Below are 21,192 nucleotides of genomic sequence, written 5' to 3'. Positions count from 1 at the left end.
AGGGCGACGGTCAGCCGATCCAGTTCCGCCGGGGTGTCCGCGCGGGCCGGCTTGCGCTCCGCCCGGCCCCGCTCGCGGCGGAAGGCTTTGCGGCGCTCGCGGCGGAGCAGGGCGGCATGGCGGAGTTCCTCGCGGGCCAGCGCCTCGGCGTGGGTGCGCACGGAGTCGTCCGGCGCGTCGGACGCGATGTAGCTGTAGAAGGCGAAGGCGCGCTGCTCGTTGACCACCGCCAGCGACAGCGCCTGATAGGGCGTCAGCCGCGTCCGCTCGGTCAACTCGTCCCAGGAGGCGGCAAGCTCCGGCGGCAGGCGCCAGAGGAAGGCCGGCGCGTCGGGGGTGGGGCGGCCAAGGCTGTGCGCCCAGCCGTCCACGGCCTGGACATGGTCCTGCTCCTCCGCGATCAGGGCGCGGAAGGTGGCGGCGGTGTCGGTCTCGCCGCGCCGGTCCATCAGGGCCGCCAACTGCGTGTAGCGGCGCACCGCCTCCTGCTCCAGCGCCAGTGCGATGCCCAGGAGTTCGTCGAGCGAGCGGACCCCGCCCCGAGGTTCGTGGCGCAGCAGCGGCATGGCGTCACCTCAGCCCTGTAAACAGTTTGCATAAAATACAATCTTCCGTCCCGCGCGGTCATGGTGCGGTCATGAGGTGCGGAACGCCCGTCAAGGATAGTCCGGATTCATTTTCTCCGAATTGACGTCGGTCAAGAACGAGGTCCCGAACCTGTGGTTTCATGACCGCATCAACGGGGCCTGCGGCCTCTTGATCAAGATCAAGACACCAGGGCAAGGGCGATGGTTGCAAATTTCTTGCAAGGGACACGCGCGCTGTTGGCGGGGCTGCTGATTCTGCTGGCCGGATTCGGCACGGCGGACGCCGCCGAGGCGCTGCTGGCGCGGTATCTCGGCACGGTGCAGCCGGGCGACCTCGCCGCCGGGGCCGACCGTTTCGGCGCTCCCCTGCCGAACGCGCCGGTGGTTCCCGTCTACAAGGGCAACGCGCTGGTCGGTCACGCCTATCTGACCTCGGACTTCGTCAACACCACCGGCTATTCGGGGCGTCCGATCCATGTCCTGGTCGGGCTGGCGCCGGACGGCACGGTGACCGGGGCGAAGCTGGTGGACCACCACGAGCCCATCGTCCTGATCGGCATCCCGCCCGCCAAGGTCAACGCCTTCATCGACGGCTACGTCGGCAAGAACGTGCTGACCCTGGCCTCGCAGAGTGCTTCCAGCCCGCCGGTGGACATCGTGTCCGGCGCCACCGTGACGGTGATGGTGATCGGCGATTCGATCATCCGCTCCGGCAAGAAGGTCCTTCAGGCGCTGGGCGCGCCGGGAGCGGCGGAGGCTGCGCCGACCGTGGCCCGCAGCCTCGACCTGTCCAAGACCGGAGTCGAGGACTGGGGGACGCTGGTCGGCGACGGCTCGGTCCGCCGTCTCGCCCTGACGGTGGGCGAGGTGAACGCCGCCTTCGAACGCACCGGCAAGGCCGAAGCCGTTGCCCGTCCCGAGCCCGGCGAGCCGAACGACGGCTTCATCGACCTTTACGCGGCGCTCGCCACCATCCCCACGGTTGGCCGTTCCCTGCTGGGCGACGCGGAGTACGAGGCGCTTGTGCAGCGGCTGAAGCCGGGCCAGCACGCCATCGTCGTGGCGGGGCAGGGGCGCTATTCCTTCAAGGGCTCGGGCTATGTGCGCGGCGGCATCTTCGACCGCTTCGAGCTGGTCCAGCACGAGGGCGCCATCCGCTTCCGCGACCGGCTGCACAAGCGCCTGGGCTCCCTGGCCGCGGCGGGGGCGCCGGACTTCCCGGAGATCGGCCTGTTCATCATCCCCGAGAATGCCGGATTCAACCCCGCCGACCCCTGGCGCCTGCAACTTCTGGTGCAGCGGGCGACCGCGGCGCTCGACAAGGCTTTCGTGACCTTCGACCTCGGCTACCAGCCGCCGGAGAAGTTCCTGAAGGCCGAGCCCGTGGCCGTCCCCGCTCCCGCCGCCGCGTCCGTGGCGCCGGTGGCCGCGGCTCCGATGCCCGCCGCCCAGGTGGAGCCGGACGCGGCCGAAGAGACCCCGCTGTGGCGGCGCATCTGGGAGAACCGGCTGTTCGACATCGCCGTGCTGGCGACCGCGATCCTGCTGCTGACCGGCATCTTCTTCTTCCAGGACCAGCTGGTGAAGCGCCCGGATCTCTACGAGCGGGTGCGCACCGGGTTCCTGGTCTTCACGCTGGTCTGGCTCGGCTGGTACGCGACGGCGCAGCTGTCGGTGGTCAATGTTCTGACCTTCGCCAACGCCCTGCGCACCGACTTCCGCTGGGACTATTTCCTGATGGACCCGCTGGTGTTCATCCTGTGGTTCTCGGTGGCCGCGTCGCTGCTGTTCTGGGGCCGGGGCGCCTTCTGCGGCTGGCTGTGCCCGTTCGGCGCCTTGCAGGAGCTGGCCTCCAAGGCCGCGAAGCGGCTGGGCGTGCGCCAGATCGCGGTGCCCTTCGGGCTGCACCAGCGGCTGTGGCCGATCAAGTACATGATCTTCCTGCTGCTGTTCGGCCTGTCGCTGACCTCGCTGGCGACGGCGGAGAAGGCGGCGGAGATCGAGCCCTTCAAGACCGCGATCATCCTGCATTTCATCCGCGACTGGTGGTTCGTCCTGTTCGCCGTGGCCCTGATCGCCGCCGGCCTGTTCATCGAGCGCTTCTTCTGCCGCTACCTGTGCCCGCTGGGTGCTGCGCTCGCCATCCCGGGCCGGATGCGGATGTTCGACTGGCTGCGCCGCTACAAGGAATGCGGCAACCCCTGCCGCCGCTGCGCCAACGAATGCCCGGTCCAGGCGATCCACCCCGACGGGTCGATCAACCCCAACGAATGCATCCAGTGCCTCCACTGCCAGGTGCTCTACCACCACGACCGCAAATGCCCGGTCATGATCCAGAAGCGCCTGAAGCGGGAGCGCCGCGACGCCACCCAATCCACCGGCACGGCTGCGGACGCCAAATCCCGCGCCGCCGTGCTGACCAACGATCCTGCGACCGGACACCTGTCCGTCCGGCCGGAAGGACTTTGACCCCACCGGGTCGAATCTGGAGCCCCGAGAGGGGACATCGAAGGAGCTGACCATGTCGAACGATAAGGCTGAGCGGACGGGAGTGAACCGCCGCGATCTTCTGGGGGGAACGGCCAAGGCGGCGGCGCTGGCGGGGATCGCCGGCGCGGTGGCCGGCGGCACGGCGGGCAGCGCGCTGTTCGGCGCGGCACCGGCCCAGGCTGCGGGCGCCGGCAATCAGAAGTACGAGGTCAAGCCGGGCGACCTCGACGAGTATTACGTGTTCCATTCCGGCGGCCAGTCGGGCGAGCTGCGCATCCTCGGCCTGCCCAGCATGCGCGAACTGCACCGCATTCCGGTCTTCAACCGGTGCAGCGCCTCCGGCTGGGGCCAGACCAACGAGAGCCGCAAGATCCTGAACGAGGGGCTGTCGGAGGAAACCCGGAAGTATCTGGCCAACCATGGCGGCACCTGGCTGAACGGCGACCTGCACCACCCGCACATGTCCTTCACCGATGGCACCTATGACGGGCGCTACATCTTCGTGAACGACAAGGCGAACACCCGCGTCGCCCGCATCCGCTGCGACATCATGAAGGTGGACAAGGTCATCGAGATCCCGAACGTCTCGGCGATCCACGGCCTGCGCCTGCAGAAGTACCCGCGCACCGGCTACGTCTTCGCGAACGCGGAGCAGCTCGTGCCGATGCCGAACGACGGCAAGAACCTCGACCCGAAGAACTACCGGACGCACTTCTCCGCCATCGACGGCGACAGCATGAAGGTGTCCTGGCAGGTCCGGGTGGACGGCAACCTCGACAACACCGAGGCGGACTACCAGGGCAAATACGCCTTCTCGACCTGCTATAACTCCGAAGCCGGCGTCACCACCGCGGAAATGACGGCGAACGAGCAGGACTGGATCGTCGTCTTCAACATCAAGCGCATCGAAGAGGCGGTGAAGGCCGGCAAGGTCGAGGTGATGAACGGCGTGCCGGTCGTCGATGGCCGCCACGGTTCGCCCTTCACCCGCTACGTCCCGATTCCCAACAGCCCGCACGGCATCAACGCGGCGCCGGACGGCATCCACGTCACGATCAACGGCAAGCTGTCGCCGACCGTCTCGGTGATGGACGTCCGTCTGCTGGACGACCTGTTCAACGACAAGATCAAGCCGCGGGACGTCATCGTGGCCGAGCCGCAGCTGGGCCTCGGGCCTCTGCACACCGCCTATGACGGGCGCGGCAACGGCTACACCACGCTGTTCCTCGACAGCCAGATCGTGAAGTGGAACATCGAGAAGGCCAAGCGCGCCTACAAGGGCGAGAAGGTCGATCCGATCGTCCAGAAGCTGGACGTGCACTATCAGCCGGGCCACACCCACTCCTCCATGGGCCAGACCAAGGAGGCCGATGGCAAGTGGCTGATCGTGCTGAACAAGTTCTCCAAGGACCGCTTCCTCAACGTCGGCCCGTCCAAGCCGGAGAACGACCAGCTCATCGACATCTCGGGCGACGAGATGAAGCTGGTGCACGACGGCCCGACCTACGCCGAGCCGCACGACACGCTGATCGTCCACCGCTCCAAGCTGAACCCGAAGAGCGTCTTCACCCGCGACGACCCGATGTGGGAGGAGGCCCGGCAACAGGCCAAGAAGGACGGCGTGGTGCTGGAGGACGACGCCAAGGTCATCCGCGACGGCAACAAGGTCCGCGTCTACATGTGGCAGCGCGCTCCGGCCTACGGGCTTGAGGAGTTCACGGTCAAGCAGGGCGACGAGGTGACGATCTACCTCACCAACATGGACGACGTGGACGATCTGGCGCACGGCTTCACCCTGTCGAACCACGGCATCGCCATGGAGATCGGGCCGCAGCAGACCAGCTCGGTCACCTTCGTCGCGGAGCGTCCGGGCGTGCACTGGTACTATTGCCAGTGGTTCTGCCACGCCCTGCACATGGAGATGGGCGGCCGCATGATCGTCGAGCCGCGCGCGTCGTAAAGGCGCTACCGCTTGTCCCCTCCCCAACCCCTCCCCTGCGAAGCGGGGGAGGGTCAGGGAGGGGGCAATGGTCTTCGATTGCAGGGAACGTCTCCATGCCCCACCACCCCCCTCTCCCCCTCCTTGCCGCGGCGTTGGCCTTCGCCGCCGGGACGGCCTGCGCCGCCACGGTGACGGTGGCGCCGGGCGGGCTGGAGAGCGCGCTTGCCGCGGCGGCGCCCGGCGACACGCTCGTCCTCGCCCCTGGCACGCACCCCGGCCCCGTCGTGGTCCGCAAGCCGGTCACGCTGCGTGGGGAACCGGGCGCCGTCATCGACGGGGGAGGGGAGGGGAACGCGGTGACCATCTTCGCCCCCGACGTGACGGTCCGCGACGTCGAGGTCCGCAACTCCGGCATCAGCCTGGCGGAGCAGAACACCGGCATCTTCCTGGGCAAGGAGGCGCACCGGGGGGTGATCGAGGGCAACCGGCTGCGCAACAACCTGATCGGGGTCTATGTCTGGGGCGCCAACGACGTGATGGTCCGGCGCAACGACGTGGCCGGGCGCACGGACCTGCGCGTCGCCGAACGCGGCAACGGCATCCAGCTGTGGAACGCGCCGGGGACCCAGGTGGTGGACAACACCGTCCAGGACGGGCGCGACGGCATCTTCACCACGACGTCGAAGAAGAACCTGTTCGCCCGCAACCGGTTCGAGCGGGTGCGCTTCGCCGTCCATTACATGTATACGAATGACTCCGAGGTGTCGGACAACCTGTCGGTCGGCAACCATGTCGGCTACGCGATCATGTATTCGAACAACCTCGTGATCCGGAACAACCGCTCGCAGGGCGCGCGGGAGCATGGGCTGCTGCTGAACTACGCCAACAGCGCGCTGATCGAGGGCAACGTGATCGACGGCCACCTGTCCCCCGAACAGGCGGCCCCGGTGGAGATGGCCGCCGACAAGGACATGCCGGTGGCGACCGATGGCCCGGTCGAGGGTCACAGGACCGGCACCTGGAAGTGCGTCTTCATCTACAACGCCAACAAGAACCGCTTCGCCGGCAACCGTTTCGAGGGCTGCGAGATCGGCGTCCACTTCACCGCGGGGTCGGAGCGCAACACGCTGACCGGCAACGCCTTCATCGGCAACCGCACCCAGGTGAAGTATGTCGGCACCCGCCATCTCGACTGGTCGGAGAAGGGGCGGGGCAACTACTGGTCCGACAACGCCGCCTTCGACCTGAACGGCGACGGCGTCGCCGACGAGGCGTACCGCCCCAACGATGTCGTCGACCGCGTGATGTGGGCCTATCCCGCGGCGAAGCTGCTGATGAACAGCCCCGGCGTGCAGGTGATCCGCTGGGCGCAGAAGCAGTTCCCGGCGCTGCACCCCGGCGGCGTCATCGACAGCGCACCCCTGATGAACCCGCCGCACCAGACGGCGCCGGCCCAGACGGCGGAAAGGAAAACGCCATGAGCGATGCACCCACCATCCGCGTGGAGGGAGTCTCCAAGCGCTACGGCGAGACCTTCGCGGTGCGCGAGGTGGACCTGGATCTCGCCCCCGGCGAATGCGTGGCGATGGTCGGCCACAACGGTGCCGGCAAAAGCTCGCTGATCAAGCTGATGCTCGGGCTGACCACGCCGACCGCGGGCAGCGTCCGCGTGCTGGGCGGCGATCCGGCGAGTGCGGCCGCCTCGCATATCCGCCAACAGGTCGGCTTCCTGCCGGAAAGCGTCGCCTTCCACCCCAGCATGACGGGGCGGGAGACGCTGGACTTCTACGCGCGGCTGAAGAGGGTGCCGCGCGACGGCAACGACGCGCTGTTCGAGCGGGTGGGGCTGGAGCCCGCCGCCGTGAAGCGCCGCGTCGGCACCTATTCGAAGGGCATGCGGCAGCGGCTGGCGCTGGCCCAGGCGTTGCTCGGCGGGCCGAAGGTGCTGTTCCTGGACGAGCCGACGACCGGCCTCGACCCGGCGCTGCGCCAGAGCTTCTACGAGATCGTGCGGGACCTGCGCGACGCCGGCACCACCGTCCTGCTGTGCAGCCACGCCCTGACCGAGCTGGAAGGGCAGGCCGACCGCGTGGTGGTGATGAACCGCGGGCGCAAGGTCGCCGACGGCTCGCTGGCCACGTTGCGCGGGCTGGCGCAGTTGCCGGTGCGCATCCGCCTGACCCTGCCGTCCGGGGAGGTCGTGGAGACGGCCTGCGCCAACGACGACAAGGTGGCGACGCTCCGCCAGATCGCCTGCGAAGGCCCGGAGATCGCCGACATCGAGGTCGTCCAGCCCAGCCTGGACGAGATGTACGCCCACTTCCTGCGCCGGGAGGCCGCGGAATGAACACGCTTCTGACGATCGCCGCCAAGGAGGTGCGCGACGGCCTGCGCAACCGCTGGGTCGTCGCCACCACGCTGCTGATGGCGGCGCTGGCCCTGACGCTGAGCTTCCTGGGGGCGGCCCCGACCGGCACGGTCGGCGTCGGCCGGGTGGAGGTGACCATCGTCAGCCTGTCCAGCCTGACCATCTTCCTGCTGCCGCTGATCGCGCTGCTGCTGTCCTTCGACGCGGTGGTGGGCGAGATCGACCGGGGCACCATGACGCTGCTGCTGTCCTACCCGGTGGCGCGCTGGCAGGTGCTGATCGGCAAGTTCCTGGGCCACGCCGCGATCATCGCCTTCGCCACCGTGCTGGGCTACGGCGCCGCCGGGGTGGCGCTGGCGATGGGCGGAACGGAGATCGGGCCGGAGAGCTGGCGCGCCTTCGCCGCCATGATCGGGTCGAGCGTCCTGCTGGGCGCCGCCTTCACGGCCATGGGCTATCTCGCCTCCACGCTGGTCCGCGACCGCGGCACGGCGGCGGGCATCGCCGTGGCGATCTGGCTGGTGCTGGTCCTGCTCTACGACATGGCGCTGCTGGGGCTGCTGGTGGCCGATGGCGGGAAGACGGTGAACGCCGGCCTGCTGAACGGGCTGCTGCTCGCCAACCCGGCGGACGCCTTCCGCCTGTTCAATCTGACCGGTTTCAAGAACGTCAGCCAGTTCGCCGGAACCGCCGGGCTGGCCGCGCAGGTGCAGGTGTCGGCCTCCGTCCTGCTGGCCGTGCTGGCCGGCTGGGTCGCCGCGCCGCTGGCGCTGGCCGCCGTTCTCTTTTCGAAAAGGCAGATCTGATGCGCACCTCCCTGAAAGCCACGCTGCTGGCGGTCGGCCTGCTGCTGCCGCTGTCCGCCTGCCAACAGGAGCGGGCGGAGACGGCGCCGCCGCCGCCCGTCGCCATCACCGCCGACGCGATCGGTCACTATTGCGGCATGAACCTCGCCGACCATCCCGGCCCGAAGGGGCAGATCCTGGTGGGTGGGCGGGATCGCCCGGTCTGGCTGTCCTCCGTCCGCGACACCTTCGCCTTCACCATGCTGCCGGAGGAGACCAAGGACGTCCGCGCCATCTACGTGACCGACGTCGGCAAGGCCGCCGACCCGCGCAAGCCCGATCTGTCGGTCTGGATCGAGGCGCGCAAGGCCTGGTACGTGGTGGGCAGCCGCCAGCGCGGCGGCATGGGCGAGGCCGAGCCTTTCCCCTTCGCCAACGAGGCCGACGCCCAACGCTTCGCCGCCGGCAACGGCGGGACGGTCAAGCGCTTCGCCGAGGTCAAGGAGGACGAGATCCTCTATCCCCAGACGCCCCAGGAACAGACCGCCTCCGACGAACCGGCAGCCCATAATGGGGAGCATGGTGGGGAGCAGGGCCGCGGTCACGGCGCCGGGCATGGTTCCGGCCATGGGGTGAAGCCATGACGACCCGCCGCCGCTTCCTCGGGATCGCCGCCGCGGCCGCCGGGCTGGCGCTGCTGCCGGGAGGACTCCGCGCGGCGGGCGTGCCGGTGCGGACGTGGCGCGGCGTCGCGCTGGGGGCGGACTCGCTCATCCAACTGGCGCACCCGGACCCTGCCCAAGCCGACCGCCTGATCGCCCTGTGCCTGGAGGAGGTCGCGCGGCTGGAGCGCGTCTTCAGCCTCTACCGGGCGGATTCCGCGCTGGCCCGCCTGAACCGCGACGGCGCCCTGGACGCGCCGCCCGCCGACCTCGTCCGGCTGCTGTCGGACTCCGCGGCCTTCAGCCGCCGCACCGATGGCGCCTTTGACCCCACCGTGCAGCCGCTTTGGCAACTCTACGCCGGGCATTTCGCGCGCCCCGGCGCCGACCCCGGCGGTCCGCCGTCCTCCGCCGTCCGCGCGGCGCGGGAACTGGTGGATCACCGCAAGCTCCGCGTCGAGCCGGACCGCATCGCCTTTGCCGGGCGCGGCATGGCGGTGACCTTGAACGGCATCGCCCAGGGCTACGTCACCGACCGCGTGTCCGAACGGCTTCGGGCGGAGGGCATGACCGACGTGCTGGTGGATCTGGGCGAGATCCGCGCGCTCGGCCACCACCCCTCGGGCCGTCCCTGGACGGTCGGCCTCGCCGATCCGGTTGCCGAGGGGCGCAACGCCGCCACGCTGGAGATCGCCGAGCGGGCGGTGGCGACATCGGGCGGCTACGGCACGCCCTTCGACCCCGCCGGGCGCTTCACCCACCTGTTCGACCCGGCGACGGGCCGCTGCGCCCAGGGCTGGCTGGCGGTCACGGTGCTCGCCCCGGACGCCACCACCGCCGACGCTTTGTCCACCGCCCTGTCGGTCGCGCCGGAAGCGCGGACGGCGGGCATCCTCGACCGCTTTCCGGGCGTCGCCGCCCGCCTCACCCGCCGCGACGGCAGCGTCCTCACGCTGCGGGTTTGACCATTTTTCACACGGGAGACCATCGTCATGGGTAGTTTCAGCCTGATGCACTGGGCCATCGTCCTTCTGCTCGTCCTGCTCCTGTTCGGGGCGGGCAAGCTGCCGAAGGTCATGGGCGACCTCGCCAAGGGCGTGAAGTCCTTCAAGACCGGCCTGAAGGAGGATTCCGACGACGCCCCGGTCCTGGCCGCCCCGGTTCAAGGCGGCGCGCCGCGCAAGCCCGCGTCCGAAGCCTGACCGCGGCGCCGGAACCGGACGATGAGACAGGGCGCCCTGACGCTGATGCGCGACCTCCCGCTGTTCGAGGGGGTCGGCGACGAAACCCTGGAAGCGCTGACCTACGGGGCGCTTCTCCAGTGGTTCCCGCGTGAAACCCGGCTGTTCGCGGAAGGGGAGATCCCGGACTTCCTGCACATCCTCGTCGAGGGCACGGCCATGCTGGCCGGATGCGACGAGGCGGGGCAGGAAACGGTGATCGACATCGTGCGTCCCAGCGATTGCTTCGTCCCGGCGGCGGTGCTGGCCGACCGGCCCTACCTGATGTCGGGACGGACGCTGGAGCCGTCGCGGATTCTGATGCTGGCGGCCCCCGTCCTGCGCGCGCAGGTCGCCCGTGACCATGCGCTGGCTCTGCGGATGATGAGCACGCTGGTCGGGCAGTGCCGCGGGCTTGTGCGCGAGGTCAAGAATCTGAAGCTGCGTTCGACGACCCAGCGGCTGGCCGCCTTCATCCTGTCCCAGGTCGATCCGTCCCGAAGCGACGCGGCGGAGGATGGCGCGACCGTCGAACTGCCGGTCAGCAAGCGCGTGCTGGCCAGCCGCCTCGGCATGACGCCGGAGCAACTGTCCCGCACCTTCACCAAGCTGTCCCCCGACCAGCTCCACGTCACCGGCAACACCGTTCGGGTCCGTTCGGTCGAGCGGCTGCGCCGGCACTGCAACGTCGGCCATCCCAACGGCAATCACCCTTGACCCTTCACCGGCAGGCCGGGGCCTGAGGTGCCGTTCCGTCCCTTCTTCCTGCTGGCGGCTCTGGACGCGCTGCCGGCGGTGGGCCTGTGGGTGCCGGTCCTGCTGGGGTGGGACGTGTCCGGCGTGATTCCCGACGTGCCGGGATGGCACGCGCGGGCGCTGCTGTTCGGCACCGTGCCCGTGATGATGGCGGGATTCCTGCGCACCGCCCTGCCGCGCTGGACCGGACGGCCCCTGGCCGGGGCGCGGGTCTGGCCGCTTCTCGTGCCGCTGTGGCTGGCCGGGCGGGCGTTGTCGCCGTGGATCGCGGTGGCCCACGCGCCGTTCCTCGCCCTGCTCGCCGTCCTGGCGGCGGTGCAGGTCGTTGCCGCGCGGGACCGGCGCAACGCCGTCGTTGCGGTCCTGGCCGGTGCGCTCGCCGGAACCGCGCTGTGCAACGCCGTTCCAGCGGCTCTCGCGGTTCTGCTCGGGCTGGTCATGGTGCTGGGCGGACGCATCGCGCCGAGCCTGACCGCGACCCATCTGGGCCTGCCCGGCAAGGCGATGCTGTTCGCCGGGCGTCCCCTGTTCGAACGCGCCGCCGCCCTGGCCGCGGCCTGCGCCCTGGCCGGCTGGCTGACCGCGCCCGCATCGGGAGCGACCATCACCGCAAGCCTTCTCGCCGCGCTGATGCAGACGGCCCGGCTGCTGCAATGGCGGGGCTGGCGGACGCTCGACCGGCCATCGGTCTTCGCCGTGCACGCGGCCTACGCCTGCGTCCCCCTGGGCTTCGCCGCCCTGGCCGTATCGCCCGGCGCGGCGGTCCATCTCTGGACGGTCGGGGCGCTCGGGCTGATGGGATTCGCGGTGATGTCGAGCATGATCCGCAAGCATGCCGGAAACGCCTTCGCGCGGTCGGCGGCGGTGACGGCCTGCTACGCGCTCACCGGGCTGGCCGTTGCCTTGCGGGCAGGTGCCGAGATGGTGGGAGAAGGCCGGGCCGTGTGGCTGCTGGCCGCGGTCTGCGCCTGGACTGGGGCGGTGGTCCTGTTCCTGGCCATCTTCGGGCGGATTCTCGCCGGGGCCCCTCCGGGAAAAGAAAAAAAGCCCATCGGCTGAAAGCCGATGGGCGGGAGAGGCAAGAAAAACGGGAGGGTACTCGTCCAGCGGGGACGCAATCGATCAACGATTGTGCGGCTACTCTAGCCGCGGGATACTCCCTCATCCTTGACGGCGGTCAAGCACCGGAACATTTCGGCGCTTTTTTAGCTGTTCTTTTTCAGGTAGGCGATCAGGTCCTTGCGGGCCTGTTCGTTCTTCACCCCGGAGAAGGCCATCTTGTTGTTGGGAACGGCGCTCTTCGGGTCGGTCAGATAGGCGTCGAGCGTGGCCTCGTCCCAGGTGCCGGCGTTCTTGATCGCGTCGGAATATTTGAAGGTCTCGACGGCGCCGGCCTTGCGCCCGACGACTCCGTGCAGGTTGGGGCCGACGCGGTTCGGGCCGCCGGCCTCGATGGTGTGGCAAGCCTTGCACTGGTTGAACACCTTCTCGCCGGCTGCGGCGTCCTGCGCCGCGGCGATGCCGGGGAGCGACGCGGCCAGCCCGAAAGCCAACAGGGCAAACATGCGCTTCATGGAGATTTCCTCTTCAGGCGGTGTCAAAGGTCAGCCGGCCTCACGGGGGAGGGCGTTCCGGCGGACATCGGATGGCGGGTGCGTCAGGCGGCCGGCGCCGGTGCGCCGGCGTAGGCCACGCCCGCCATGTTGTGGAAGAAGCCGTTTTCCAGCGGCACCCCGGTCATCCGGCGCAACTCCGCCACCACGTCCGGCCCGCTGCGCTCGCCGTCCAGAACGGCGCGGAAGGCTTTGGCGACGGCGACCATGTCGAGGTCCTGCGGCGACAGCCGGAAGCGGCGGATGCCCATCGCCAGCAGCCGGTCCATCTCCGCGGCCAGCGCCAGATAGCCGTGCGACAGGGTCTGCGTCCCGTTGACGGACAGGAAGGGCTGGCCGTCGACGGTGCTGACCGGCATGCCGTCCGGATCGTTGCCGCAGACGAACTGGCAGCCGTCCTTGTGCAGCCCATGCGCCCGCGCGTGGTAGCAGCGGGCGGAAATGGCGAGCGGCGCGCGCCCGAACACCTGCACCTCCATCGACAGGCCGAGCGCCGTGCCCATCTTCGCCATGGTGGCGACGGCGGCGGCGGGCAGTTCCGCCGGCAGCGACACCGCGACGGCCCCGCGCCCGGCAAGCCACGCCAGGGTCGCCTCGTTGTAGCTGTTGATGAAGGGGCCGACGGCGTGGCGCCGTCCCTCCAGCAGGGCCAGCGCGCCCATGTCGTTGGCCTCCATGGGCAGCAGATCGCACTCCAGCAGGTCGCGCATCGCCGTGCGTTCGCGGTCGCTGCCCACCAGGATCGGGGTGGCGAGCCAGACCTCCTTCCCGGCGGCGGCCAGGCGTCCGATCACCTCGTCCATGACGGGCGCAAGGAAGGGCGCGCGCTTGGAGCAGACGATCTCGCCGACGACGACGGCGTCCACCGGCGCCTCGTCGGCGATGCGGGCGTAGAAATCGCGCCAGCGCTGGACCGGCCAGTTGAACAGGACGGGGCCAAGGGTCAGGGTAGGCTTCATCGACGCAACTCCTCAGCGCCACGCACGGGTGTAGGCTCCGGTGGTCTGGCTCCCGCCCTCGACCATGGCGTCCAGATCGAGCGAAGGGACCGGCTGCCCCCGCGCGAAGGCGTCCAGCGCCCGGCGGTAGGCGGCGACCACGGCGGCGATGTAGGCCTTGCCGCGCTGCCGGCCTTCGATCTTCAGGGCGCACACCTTCGCCGCCTTCAGGTCCGGCAGCAGTTCCAGCGCGTTGAGGCTGGTCGGCTCCTCGAACAGATAGGCCGGATCGGCGGAGGCCCCGCCGCCGGGCACGAAGCGGCCCTTGCACAGCGTCGGGTAGCCCGCCGGCTCCCCGGCGCCGAAGACGTTGATGGTGAATCCGCCGAGGCGGGAGGCCAGTGCTGCCCCGCGCGGCTCGTACCGCACATGGCTGGCGGGGGAGCAGACGCCCTGTTTGTTGGGCGACAGCCCGGTCGCGTAGGAGGAGAGCGAGCAGCGTCCCTCCGCCATCGGGCAGAGGCCGCCGAAGACGAAGACCTCCGTCTCCACGTCCACCTCGGCGTTCAGCCGGGCGATTTCCGGCACCGTCAGGACGCGGGGCAGCACGACCCGCCGCACCCTGAAGGCGTCGCGGTAGAGCCGGATCGCCTCGGCGTTGGCGGCGGACGCCTGCACGGACAGGTGCAGCCGCAGCTCCGGATGGTGCCGCGCCGCGTAGTCGAGCAGCCCGAGGTCGGCCAGGATGACCGCATCCGCCTTCAGCCGCGCGGCGTCGTCCACCGCGCGCTGCCAGGGGGCGAGGTTGCCGGCCTGCGGATAGGTGTTGATGGCGACGAAGACCTGGACGGAACGCGCGTGGGCGTAGGCCACGGCCTCGGCCAGCTCCGCCCGCGAGAAGTTCAGTCCGGGGAAGTTGCGCGCGTTGGTCTCGTCGCGGAATCCCAGATACACGGCGTCGGCGCCCGCATCCACGGCGGCGCGCAGCGCGGCGGGGTTGCCCGCCGGGCAGATCAGTTCGAAGGGGTTCATGCCGTCACGCTCCCTGCCGCGGGCCGGACAGCCGCCGCTCCAGAACGGCCATGCCCCAGCGCAGCGGCGGCGGGGCGAAGCGGCGCGCGGTGCCGAGCAGGCCGAGCACCCGCCCGGCGTTGCGCCGCGCGACGGGCAGGGCGTGGCGCAGCGGCCCCGCCGCCGCCGCGATGTCGGCGAACAGGTCCATCTCCTCCCCGTCCAGCGTGTTGCGGAGCGCCAGGATCAGGGCGGTGTCGCCCTCGATGGACAGTTCGCGGCGGAAGAACAGCGCGTCCCCGTCGATGCGCCCTTCCAGCAGGTCGAGCAGCCGCGCGCAGGGGCCGCGCACCGTGGCTTCGGCCTCGGCGTCCCGTCCGCAGACCCGCAAGGCGAGGCCGGGGCCGACGCGGAGCAGCAGGGCGGCGGGCGCGTCCACCGGGTCGATGAGCAGGCGGGCGTCGGGCAACTCGCCGAGCGCGGCGAAGGCGCGGGGGTGGCGGGCCTCCAGAATCCGCAGGAGCCGGTCGAGCAGCAGCCCCCCGGCGCCGTCGCCGAGCCGGCGCGCCAGTCCCAGCCCGGCCCGCGTCAGGCGGACTTCGACATTGCGGGCTTGGTCTTCGGGGGCATGCTCCTGGACCATGGGGCCGGGATCGTGCATGGCACCTGTCTCCTCCCTTTCGGAATCGTCTTGCGGCGGGGGGCGCCCGCCGGGCCTCCGCAATAGGACCGGCGGGCCGTCCCATCCTTGACGGCGGTCAAGCCCGCGGTTCCGAAGGGATTTCCGGGCTTGTTACCCGCACATCCCGCCACAGCAGGAGCCGGAGCGCCGGGCCAGCAGCCGCTCGTAGGTGAGGTGCAACTGCCCGGCGGGCGGGATGACGCCGTGCATCAGGTCGAGCACCTGCTCCGCGGTCGTGCCCGGCGGGCAGTTGGTGATCTCGCAGACCAGACCGCCGTCCGCCACGCCGAGCGGCGTGTCCGCCGCGACGGCGGCGGCCTGCCCGCCGCGCCCGATGCGAACCCGCAGGGAGGTGGCCGGCGCGGTGCCCGAGTCCGGGCGCCCGATGCGCACCCGCCAGCGCTCCGGCCCGCGTTCGAGATAGTTCCAGCTCACCGCGTCGCCGAACAGCGCCTGAATCTGGAGATAGAGGGGGCGCGGGTCGTGATCGTTGACCAGGATGAACCCGTGGCCCGGCGCCAGATCCTGCGTGGCCTGGAGGATCAGCGGGTGGCGCTGGTGCGGCGGAATGGACTGGACGTCGATGACCGGCTCGGCCGCGGTGGCGTGTTCGGCGTTCTGCATGGGGGTTCCCAAGGGGGTTGTGGGGGACCGGACGGTCCTGGACCGCACCCTAGAGGGCCGGGCGGGGCGGCTCTTTGTTCCAGCACAAACTGCAGGCGGGGCCGCGGACCGGCCCGCTGGCCGGTTGCGGCGCGGGGCGCGGATGGGCATTTTGAAGGGCAACCTTTCCGTGACGGTTTCCCGCAGGGGTGGCCGGCCATGGCCTTGCCCCGAGGATCTTCCGATGACGCCGCCGCTCGCCCCCGATCCTGCCGTCCTGCGTGGCCTGCGGCTGTTCTCCGGGCTGGACGCGGCGGCTCTGGCCGAGATCGTCCGTTCCGCCCACACCCGGCGGATCGAGAAGGGAACCACCATTTTTGCCCAGGGCGATCCGGCAGCCCTTTGCCACGCGCTGATCGACGGGCGGGTCAAGATCGTCCAGACCGGGGCCGACGGGCAGCAGGTGGTGGTCCGCTACATCGGCGCCGGGGAGATGTTCGGCACGGCGGCGGTGTTTTCGGGCGGCATCTACCCCGCCGATGCCCTCGCCATGGTCGATTGCGTCGGCGTCCACTGGTCCGCCGCCACCATGGGCGAGCTGATGGAGCGCTATCCGCGCATCGCGCTGAACGCCCTGGACGTCGTCGGGCGCCGCTTGCAGGAGGTGCAGACCCGCCTGCGCGAATTGTCCACCGAACGGGTCGAACGGCGGGTCGCCCACGCGCTGCTTCGGCTGGCCCGTCAGGCGGGCCGCCGGGTCGGGAGCGGGGTCGAGATCGACTTCCCGCTGTCCCGTCAGGACATCGCGGAAATGACCGGGACCACGCTGCACACGGTGAGCCGCATCCTCAGCGGTTGGGAAGGGCAGGGTATCGTCGAGGGCGGGCGCCAGCAGGTGACGATCCGCCAGCCGCACGCCCTGGTCGCCATCGCGGAGGATCTGCCCAAGCCGACGCAGGCGTAGGAAGGGTGTCGCGAATGGCGGATCGCTGGCCGTGGTTCGCACCCGAACCGTCCTCGCCGGCACCCCTGGAACCGTAAAGCAATCGCGCTGATCCGGTTGGTGGATGCTGGGATAGGTCACGATGGCTGGCGCCAAGAAATCCCATAAGGTACATTATGAAAAATATAGAGGGCCAGGGAAGGCCGACGACGACGGCGGTGGTGCTCAGCCGCTCCTGCCGTTCCGGGCGCCGGGAGCACCGCCGCCGGCTTTGCCCGGCCACAGCCCGGTGATCAGCAGAAGCCCGACGCCACCGGTGATGCCGATGTCAGCGACGTTGAAGGTCGGCCAATGCCACCCGAAGCCGTGAAGGTCGATGAAATCGGTGACGGCGCCCTGGCGGAGACGGTCCGCGACGTTGCCCAAGGCCCCGCCCGCGATCGCGCCGAAGCTTGCCGCCTCGGTGCGGCTGTGGGAGCGGGCCGCCCACACCACGAGGACGGCGATGACGAGCAGAGCGGCACCGGAGAGCAGCCAGGGGCCGTAGGCGCTGTCGTTCTCCAAAAGGCCGAAACTGACACCCGTGTTGAAGCCGAGCACCAGATTCAGGAACGGCGTCACCTCGATCAGCCGGGGCGGCGCCAGGAGATGCTCCAGCGCCGCCCATTTGGTGAACTGGTCGGCGGCCAGCACCATGGCGCCGACGGCGGCGGCAAGCGTCAGCCCGGCGGACGGTGCCGCCGATGAAATCTTCATGATCCTCTCCTTCAGGGGGCCGGCTGGGGAGCCGGCACAGGGCCGCCGCCGGTGCGGCGGAGCAGGCGCAGCGCGTTGAGCGTGACGACGATGGTGGCTCCGGTGTCCGCCAGGATGGCCAGCCACAGGTCGGTGACGCCGAACAGGGTCGTCACCAGGAAGACCGCCTTCAGGCCCAGGGCGAAGGCGACGTTCTGGCGGATGTTCGCCAGGGTCGCCCGCGACAGGGCGACCAGTTCGGCCACCCCCTCCACCCGGTTGCCCAGCAGGGCGGCGTCGGCGGTTTCCAGGGCGACGTCGGTGCCGCCGCCCATGGCGATCCCGACATCGGCGGCGGCCAGGGCCGGGCCGTCGTTGATGCCGTCGCCGATCATCGCGACCGCCCCATGCGCCTTCAGGGCTGCGATCTCGCGCAGCTTGTCCTCGGGCAGAAGCTCGGCCTTGACCTCCAGATCGAGGGAACGGGCGACCGCCCGTCCGGTGCGGCGGTTGTCGCCGGTCAGCATGACGCCGCGCACCCCCAGACCGCGCAGCGCGGCGATTCCCTGGGCGGCGTCGGGCCGCGGCTCGTCGCGGAGCGCCAGAAGGCCGGCGGGCTGCCCGTCCGACAGAACCACCGCCACCGTCTTCCCCTCCTCCTCGAAGGCGGCCACGATGTCGGCGGGAAGGGCCTCCGGGCCGCACCGCTCGGCGGCATGGCGGGGGGACCCGACCTCGATCAGGCGCCCGCCGACCACCGCCTGGACCGCCTTGCCGGGAACGGCCTTCCGGTCGCGGGCGGGGCGCAGGGGCACGCCGTCCGCCGCCGCCCGTTCCAGAATGGCGCGGGCCAGCGGGTGGGCGGACCCGTTCTCGGCGGCGGCGGCAAGGCCGAGCAGCGTGCGCTCGGTTCCGGCCAGCGGAACGATGTCGGTGACGCGCGGCTGCCCCAGGGTCAGGGTGCCGGTCTTGTCGAAGGCGATGGTCCGGACCTTGCCGATGGCTTCCAGCGCGGCGCCGCCCTTGACGAGCAGGCCGCGGCGCGCCCCCGCGGCGATTCCGGACGCGATGGCCGCGGGGGTGGACAGGACCAGGGCGCAGGGGCAGCCGATCAGCAGCAGCGCGAGACCGCGGTAGACCCAGGTGTGCCAGTCCCCGCCGAAGCCCAGCGGCGGAACCAGGATGGTCAGGACCGACACGATGACGACGGCGGGGGTGTAGCGGGCGCTGAACCGCTCGATCCAGCGGGCCGTCGGGGACTTGGCGGCCTGCGCCTCCTCCACGAGCTGGACGATGCGGGCGATGGTGTTGTCCGACGCCTTGCGGGTGACGCGGACCCGCAGCACCCCGGTGGCGTTGATCCCGCCCGCGAACACCGGAGAGCCCACGGTCTTGGCGACGGGCACCGACTCGCCGGTCACCGGGGATTCGTCGATGTCGGACTCGCCCTCCTCCACCACCCCGTCCGCGGACACGCGGTCTCCGGGCCGGACGAGCACGAGCTGCCCGATCTCGAGCCGGTCCACCGGCACCGCGCGGGCGTCCTCCCCCTCGATCAGCAGAGCCGTCCGCGGGACCAGAGCCGACAGCGCCCGGATGCCCGACCGGGCGGTCCCGGCGGCCACGCCCTCCAGCAATTCGCCGATGGCGAAAAGCAGGACGACCACCGCGGCCTCCTCCGCCTCCCCGATGACGAGCGCGCCCAGGGTCGCCACCGACATCAGCATTTCGATGCTGAAGGGCGAGCCGGAACGGGCGAGCCGGACGGCCCGGCGCCCGAAGACGGCCAACCCGAGCAGAGCGGCGGGCATCGGCGCGACATCCGCCAAAGCCGGCGCCAGCCAGGACAATGGATAGGCGGCCCCGGCCAGCAGCCCGATCACTATGGCGATGCGGCCCCGGCCCGTCCGCCACCAGCGGGGCTCCGTCCGCGATCCGGCGTCGAACGCCTCGCCGCCGCCATCGGCAAGCCGGATCGTATCGGCGGGCTCCACCCCATAACCGAGCGCGCGGATCGTGTCCTCGACCGTGGACCGCGAAGTCGCGGCCTCGTCCAGCGTCAGCCGCAAAATCTGCGAATGGTGGTTGAGCCCGATGCCCGACGCCCCCGGCAGACGGCGCAAGGCGGTTTCGATCTTGCCGACGCAGCTCGGGCAATCCATGCCCGCCACCTTGTAGCGCAAGACCCGCTCGCCGCCCGCAACGGCGGTCTCCACCGTGGTCTCCGCGGCGGCCTCCATCGTCTTTTCCTGCATGATCCACTCCGACCGGCGGTGTGAGGGGCCGCGTCATGGAAGGGTGCGCGGCTGCCTGTCTTGCGGTACCATGGACCCTGGAGTTACTACAGGGTCAAGGGGCTTTGTGATGGCGAATCCGGAACTGTCCATCGGCGCGCTCGGCAAGCTGACCGGCACGAAAGTCGAGACCATCCGCTTCTATGAAAAGATCGGTGTCCTGCCGGCCCCCGCCCGCACGGCGGGAAACTACCGCAGCTACGGCCACGACCATGTGCGGCGCCTGACCTTCGTCCGGCGCGTGCGGGACCTCGGCTTTCCGCTGGAGACGGTCCGGGCGATGCTGGACCTTGCCGACCAGCCGGACCGCCCCTGCGGCGAGGTCGATGCGCTGGTCGTCGAGCAGCTTCGCGAAGTGGAGCGGAAGATCGCCGATCTGGAGCGGTTGCGCGATGAGCTGGACCGTCTGGCCCACCAGTGCCGGCGCGGTGGCCGGATGGCGGAGTGCCGCATCATCGAGGCGCTGTCGCCCCATCACGAGGATGGCCGCTGCTGCCCGTGACGGGGGTCCGCCGCATCGCCTGCGGCGCCTGCGCGAAGGTCCGTCCCGGCGGCGAATTCCGCCGCGAACAGGGCGACCAGATGCTCGATCACCGCCCGAATCCGCGGCACGCCGCGCAGGTCCGGGTGCAGCACCAGCCACGCCTCGCGCTCCAGCGGTGGCCCCCCGCCGGGCACCGGCAGCAGATCCGGTTCCTCCGCCGCGAGCCAGAGCGGCAGCAGCGCCACCCCGAACCCCGCCTTGGCCGCCGCAAGCTGGGCCTGCAGGCTGTTGGAGCGGAAGGCGACGCGGCGCCCGGCCCTGTGGCGGGCCAGCCAGACCGCCTCCGGCAGGTCGGCCAGCGCCTCGTCGTAGCCGATCACCGTGTCGGGCGCCCCCGCCGCGGCGAACAGACCGTAGCGCAGGGTGGCGAGCCGCCGCGCGATCAGGTCGCCATGCTGCGGCCGGGCGAGCCGGATGGCGATGTCGGCCTCCCGCCGCGCGAGGCTGAGCGAGCGGTTGTCCACCGTCACCTCCAGGTCGATTCCCGGATGGCGGGCGCGGAACGGCCCCAGCCGCGGCATCAGGAAGCGGTCGGCCAGCGCCTGGGTGGCGGTCAGCCGGACGGTGCCGGTCAGCCCGGCCTCCCGCCCGCCCTGGCTCGACACCTGACGCAGGATGGCCAGCGCCCGCTCGTCCATCCCGTCGGCCAGTGCGAAGACCGCCTCGCCGTCGGCGGTCAGGCTGTAACCGTCGGCCCGCCGATCCACCAGACAGCGACCCAGCCCCTCCTCCAGCGCAGCGACCCGGCGCCCGACCGTCGCGTGGCTGATCCGCAGCGCGCGCGCCGCCGCCGACAGGCTGCCGGTCCGCGCCAGCTCCAGAAAGATCCGCAGATCGTCCCAATTCAGGGTACCCATCTGCTTTGGGGTGCCTGTCTGTTTATGAACAGTCATTGCGCAAACCTATCGAATGTGGGAGCCGAGTAGCAACGGAACAGAAAACCTAGCAGGTCGCGGAAAAACGAACATATTTCGGCTTTTTGCCTCTGCTGAGGCTTGGAAATGGCGTTTCCGCCGCCC

21 protein-coding genes are annotated in these 21,192 nt (G+C 70.4%); 12 read left to right on the top strand and 9 right to left on the bottom strand.

From position 1 onward, the window contains the following. On the bottom strand, nucleotides 1-566 hold a 566-nt coding region (locus QSG27_RS19040), incomplete at its 3' end, for a ferritin-like domain-containing protein (RefSeq protein WP_306708887.1). A gap of 222 nt (nucleotides 567-788) precedes the next feature. On the opposite strand from QSG27_RS19040, the gene QSG27_RS19035 reads away from it, so the two are divergent. The 10 genes from QSG27_RS19035 to QSG27_RS18990 all read left to right on the top strand — a co-directional run bounded on the left by QSG27_RS19035 (nucleotide 789) and on the right by QSG27_RS18990 (nucleotide 11,869). Further along, on the top strand, nucleotides 789-3,056 hold the full coding sequence (locus tag QSG27_RS19035) for a 4Fe-4S binding protein (protein WP_407653246.1): 2,268 nt from the start codon (nucleotides 789-791) through the stop codon (nucleotides 3,054-3,056). Between the two features lie 52 nt (nucleotides 3,057-3,108). Then, nucleotides 3,109-5,037, top strand: coding sequence for a TAT-dependent nitrous-oxide reductase (gene nosZ, locus QSG27_RS19030; protein WP_306708883.1), 1,929 nt, complete (start codon nucleotides 3,109-3,111; stop codon nucleotides 5,035-5,037). A 95-nt stretch (nucleotides 5,038-5,132) separates the two neighbouring features. Further along, complete coding sequence (locus QSG27_RS19025) at nucleotides 5,133-6,500, top strand: nitrous oxide reductase family maturation protein NosD (RefSeq protein ID WP_306708881.1); 1,368 nt, start codon at nucleotides 5,133-5,135, stop codon at nucleotides 6,498-6,500. Continuing rightward, nucleotides 6,497-7,366 carry an ABC transporter ATP-binding protein gene (locus tag QSG27_RS19020; RefSeq protein ID WP_306708879.1) on the top strand — a complete coding sequence of 290 codons (870 nt, stop codon included), beginning with the start codon at nucleotides 6,497-6,499 and terminating at the stop codon, nucleotides 7,364-7,366. The genes QSG27_RS19025 and QSG27_RS19020 overlap by 4 nt, the downstream gene beginning before the upstream one ends. Continuing rightward, nucleotides 7,363-8,193, top strand: coding sequence for an ABC transporter permease (locus QSG27_RS19015; protein ID WP_306708877.1), 831 nt, complete (start codon nucleotides 7,363-7,365; stop codon nucleotides 8,191-8,193). Before QSG27_RS19020 ends, QSG27_RS19015 begins: the two co-directional genes overlap by 4 nt. Beyond that, a complete protein-coding gene (locus QSG27_RS19010) occupies nucleotides 8,193-8,816 on the top strand; it encodes a nitrous oxide reductase accessory protein NosL (protein ID WP_306708875.1) in 624 nt (207 codons plus the stop codon). Before QSG27_RS19015 ends, QSG27_RS19010 begins: the two co-directional genes overlap by 1 nt. Next, nucleotides 8,813-9,799 (top strand): FAD:protein FMN transferase, encoded by a 987-nt coding sequence (locus tag QSG27_RS19005; RefSeq protein WP_306708873.1) that lies wholly within the window; start codon nucleotides 8,813-8,815, stop codon nucleotides 9,797-9,799. The genes QSG27_RS19010 and QSG27_RS19005 overlap by 4 nt, the downstream gene beginning before the upstream one ends. Nucleotides 9,800-9,826: 27 nt before the next feature. Beyond that, entirely contained in the window at nucleotides 9,827-10,036 is a 210-nt protein-coding gene (gene tatA, locus QSG27_RS19000; protein ID WP_306708871.1) for a twin-arginine translocase TatA/TatE family subunit, read from the top strand. A gap of 21 nt (nucleotides 10,037-10,057) precedes the next feature. Continuing rightward, complete coding sequence (locus QSG27_RS18995) at nucleotides 10,058-10,771, top strand: helix-turn-helix domain-containing protein (RefSeq protein WP_306708869.1); 714 nt, start codon at nucleotides 10,058-10,060, stop codon at nucleotides 10,769-10,771. A 27-nt stretch (nucleotides 10,772-10,798) separates the two neighbouring features. Then, entirely contained in the window at nucleotides 10,799-11,869 is a 1,071-nt protein-coding gene (locus QSG27_RS18990; RefSeq protein WP_306708867.1) for an NnrS family protein, read from the top strand. Nucleotides 11,870-12,015: 146 nt separating this feature from the next. Here the strand turns inward: QSG27_RS18990 and QSG27_RS18985 are convergent, their stop codons facing one another. The 5 genes from QSG27_RS18985 to QSG27_RS18965 all read right to left on the bottom strand — a co-directional run bounded on the left by QSG27_RS18985 (nucleotide 12,016) and on the right by QSG27_RS18965 (nucleotide 15,678). Then, entirely contained in the window at nucleotides 12,016-12,384 is a 369-nt protein-coding gene (locus tag QSG27_RS18985) for a c-type cytochrome (protein WP_306708866.1), read from the bottom strand. Between the two features lie 83 nt (nucleotides 12,385-12,467). Then, nucleotides 12,468-13,382 (bottom strand): ubiquinone anaerobic biosynthesis protein UbiV, encoded by a 915-nt coding sequence (gene ubiV, locus QSG27_RS18980; protein ID WP_306708864.1) that lies wholly within the window; start codon nucleotides 13,380-13,382, stop codon nucleotides 12,468-12,470. Between the two features lie 12 nt (nucleotides 13,383-13,394). After that, entirely contained in the window at nucleotides 13,395-14,393 is a 999-nt protein-coding gene (gene ubiU / locus QSG27_RS18975; protein ID WP_306708862.1) for a ubiquinone anaerobic biosynthesis protein UbiU, read from the bottom strand. A 4-nt stretch (nucleotides 14,394-14,397) separates the two neighbouring features. After that, the gene (gene ubiT, locus QSG27_RS18970) at nucleotides 14,398-15,033 is read right to left on the bottom strand and encodes a ubiquinone anaerobic biosynthesis accessory factor UbiT (RefSeq protein ID WP_306708860.1); all 636 of its coding nucleotides are present in this window, start codon (nucleotides 15,031-15,033) and stop codon (nucleotides 14,398-14,400) included. 132 nt (nucleotides 15,034-15,165) lie between these two features. Further along, nucleotides 15,166-15,678 carry a DUF2249 domain-containing protein gene (locus QSG27_RS18965; RefSeq protein ID WP_306708858.1) on the bottom strand — a complete coding sequence of 171 codons (513 nt, stop codon included), beginning with the start codon at nucleotides 15,676-15,678 and terminating at the stop codon, nucleotides 15,166-15,168. 223 nt (nucleotides 15,679-15,901) lie between these two features. On the opposite strand from QSG27_RS18965, the gene QSG27_RS18960 reads away from it, so the two are divergent. After that, a complete protein-coding gene (locus QSG27_RS18960) occupies nucleotides 15,902-16,621 on the top strand; it encodes a Crp/Fnr family transcriptional regulator (protein ID WP_306708857.1) in 720 nt (239 codons plus the stop codon). Nucleotides 16,622-16,825: 204 nt separating this feature from the next. Here the strand turns inward: QSG27_RS18960 and lspA are convergent, their stop codons facing one another. After that, entirely contained in the window at nucleotides 16,826-17,356 is a 531-nt protein-coding gene (gene lspA, locus QSG27_RS18955; RefSeq protein ID WP_306708854.1) for a signal peptidase II, read from the bottom strand. Between the two features lie 11 nt (nucleotides 17,357-17,367). Next, nucleotides 17,368-19,590 carry a heavy metal translocating P-type ATPase gene (locus QSG27_RS18950; protein ID WP_306708852.1) on the bottom strand — a complete coding sequence of 741 codons (2,223 nt, stop codon included), beginning with the start codon at nucleotides 19,588-19,590 and terminating at the stop codon, nucleotides 17,368-17,370. A gap of 109 nt (nucleotides 19,591-19,699) precedes the next feature. Between QSG27_RS18950 and QSG27_RS18945 the strand changes: the two genes are divergently transcribed. After that, nucleotides 19,700-20,131: a MerR family transcriptional regulator gene (locus QSG27_RS18945; RefSeq protein WP_306708850.1), complete on the top strand. Its 432-nt coding sequence runs from the start codon at nucleotides 19,700-19,702 to the stop codon at nucleotides 20,129-20,131. Here QSG27_RS18945 and QSG27_RS18940 read toward each other — a convergent pair. Beyond that, nucleotides 20,104-21,030, bottom strand: coding sequence for a LysR family transcriptional regulator (locus QSG27_RS18940; RefSeq protein ID WP_306708848.1), 927 nt, complete (start codon nucleotides 21,028-21,030; stop codon nucleotides 20,104-20,106). The genes QSG27_RS18945 and QSG27_RS18940 overlap by 28 nt on opposite strands. Nucleotides 21,031-21,192: the final 162 nt, after the last annotated feature.

It is taken from the genome of Azospirillum isscasi, assembly GCF_030849505.1.
Taxonomy (GTDB): domain Bacteria; phylum Pseudomonadota; class Alphaproteobacteria; order Azospirillales; family Azospirillaceae; genus Azospirillum; species Azospirillum isscasi.
The sequence above is the reverse complement of the archived record's forward strand: the minus strand, read 5'-3'. Positions and strand labels throughout refer to the sequence as shown.

Bases quoted from the DNA above. Each gene is read 5' to 3' on its own strand.
- QSG27_RS19035 (WP_407653246.1), top strand. From the start codon at position 789: ATGGTTGCAAATTTCTTGCAAGGGACACGCGCGCTGTTGGCGGGGCTG.
- nosZ (WP_306708883.1), top strand. From the start codon at position 3,109: ATGTCGAACGATAAGGCTGAGCGGACGGGAGTGAACCGCCGCGATCTT.
- QSG27_RS19025 (WP_306708881.1), top strand. From the start codon at position 5,133: ATGCCCCACCACCCCCCTCTCCCCCTCCTTGCCGCGGCGTTGGCCTTC.
- QSG27_RS19020 (WP_306708879.1), top strand. From the start codon at position 6,497: ATGAGCGATGCACCCACCATCCGCGTGGAGGGAGTCTCCAAGCGCTAC.
- QSG27_RS19015 (WP_306708877.1), top strand. From the start codon at position 7,363: ATGAACACGCTTCTGACGATCGCCGCCAAGGAGGTGCGCGACGGCCTG.
- QSG27_RS19010 (WP_306708875.1), top strand. From the start codon at position 8,193: ATGCGCACCTCCCTGAAAGCCACGCTGCTGGCGGTCGGCCTGCTGCTG.
- QSG27_RS19005 (WP_306708873.1), top strand. From the start codon at position 8,813: ATGACGACCCGCCGCCGCTTCCTCGGGATCGCCGCCGCGGCCGCCGGG.
- tatA (WP_306708871.1), top strand. From the start codon at position 9,827: ATGGGTAGTTTCAGCCTGATGCACTGGGCCATCGTCCTTCTGCTCGTC.
- QSG27_RS18995 (WP_306708869.1), top strand. From the start codon at position 10,058: ATGAGACAGGGCGCCCTGACGCTGATGCGCGACCTCCCGCTGTTCGAG.
- QSG27_RS18985 (WP_306708866.1), bottom strand. From the start codon at position 12,384: ATGAAGCGCATGTTTGCCCTGTTGGCTTTCGGGCTGGCCGCGTCGCTC.
- ubiV (WP_306708864.1), bottom strand. From the start codon at position 13,382: ATGAAGCCTACCCTGACCCTTGGCCCCGTCCTGTTCAACTGGCCGGTC.
- ubiU (WP_306708862.1), bottom strand. From the start codon at position 14,393: ATGAACCCCTTCGAACTGATCTGCCCGGCGGGCAACCCCGCCGCGCTG.
- ubiT (WP_306708860.1), bottom strand. From the start codon at position 15,033: ATGCACGATCCCGGCCCCATGGTCCAGGAGCATGCCCCCGAAGACCAA.
- QSG27_RS18965 (WP_306708858.1), bottom strand. From the start codon at position 15,678: ATGCAGAACGCCGAACACGCCACCGCGGCCGAGCCGGTCATCGACGTC.
- QSG27_RS18960 (WP_306708857.1), top strand. From the start codon at position 15,902: ATGACGCCGCCGCTCGCCCCCGATCCTGCCGTCCTGCGTGGCCTGCGG.
- lspA (WP_306708854.1), bottom strand. From the start codon at position 17,356: ATGAAGATTTCATCGGCGGCACCGTCCGCCGGGCTGACGCTTGCCGCC.
- QSG27_RS18950 (WP_306708852.1), bottom strand. From the start codon at position 19,590: ATGCAGGAAAAGACGATGGAGGCCGCCGCGGAGACCACGGTGGAGACC.
- QSG27_RS18945 (WP_306708850.1), top strand. From the start codon at position 19,700: ATGGCGAATCCGGAACTGTCCATCGGCGCGCTCGGCAAGCTGACCGGC.
- QSG27_RS18940 (WP_306708848.1), bottom strand. From the start codon at position 21,030: ATGGGTACCCTGAATTGGGACGATCTGCGGATCTTTCTGGAGCTGGCG.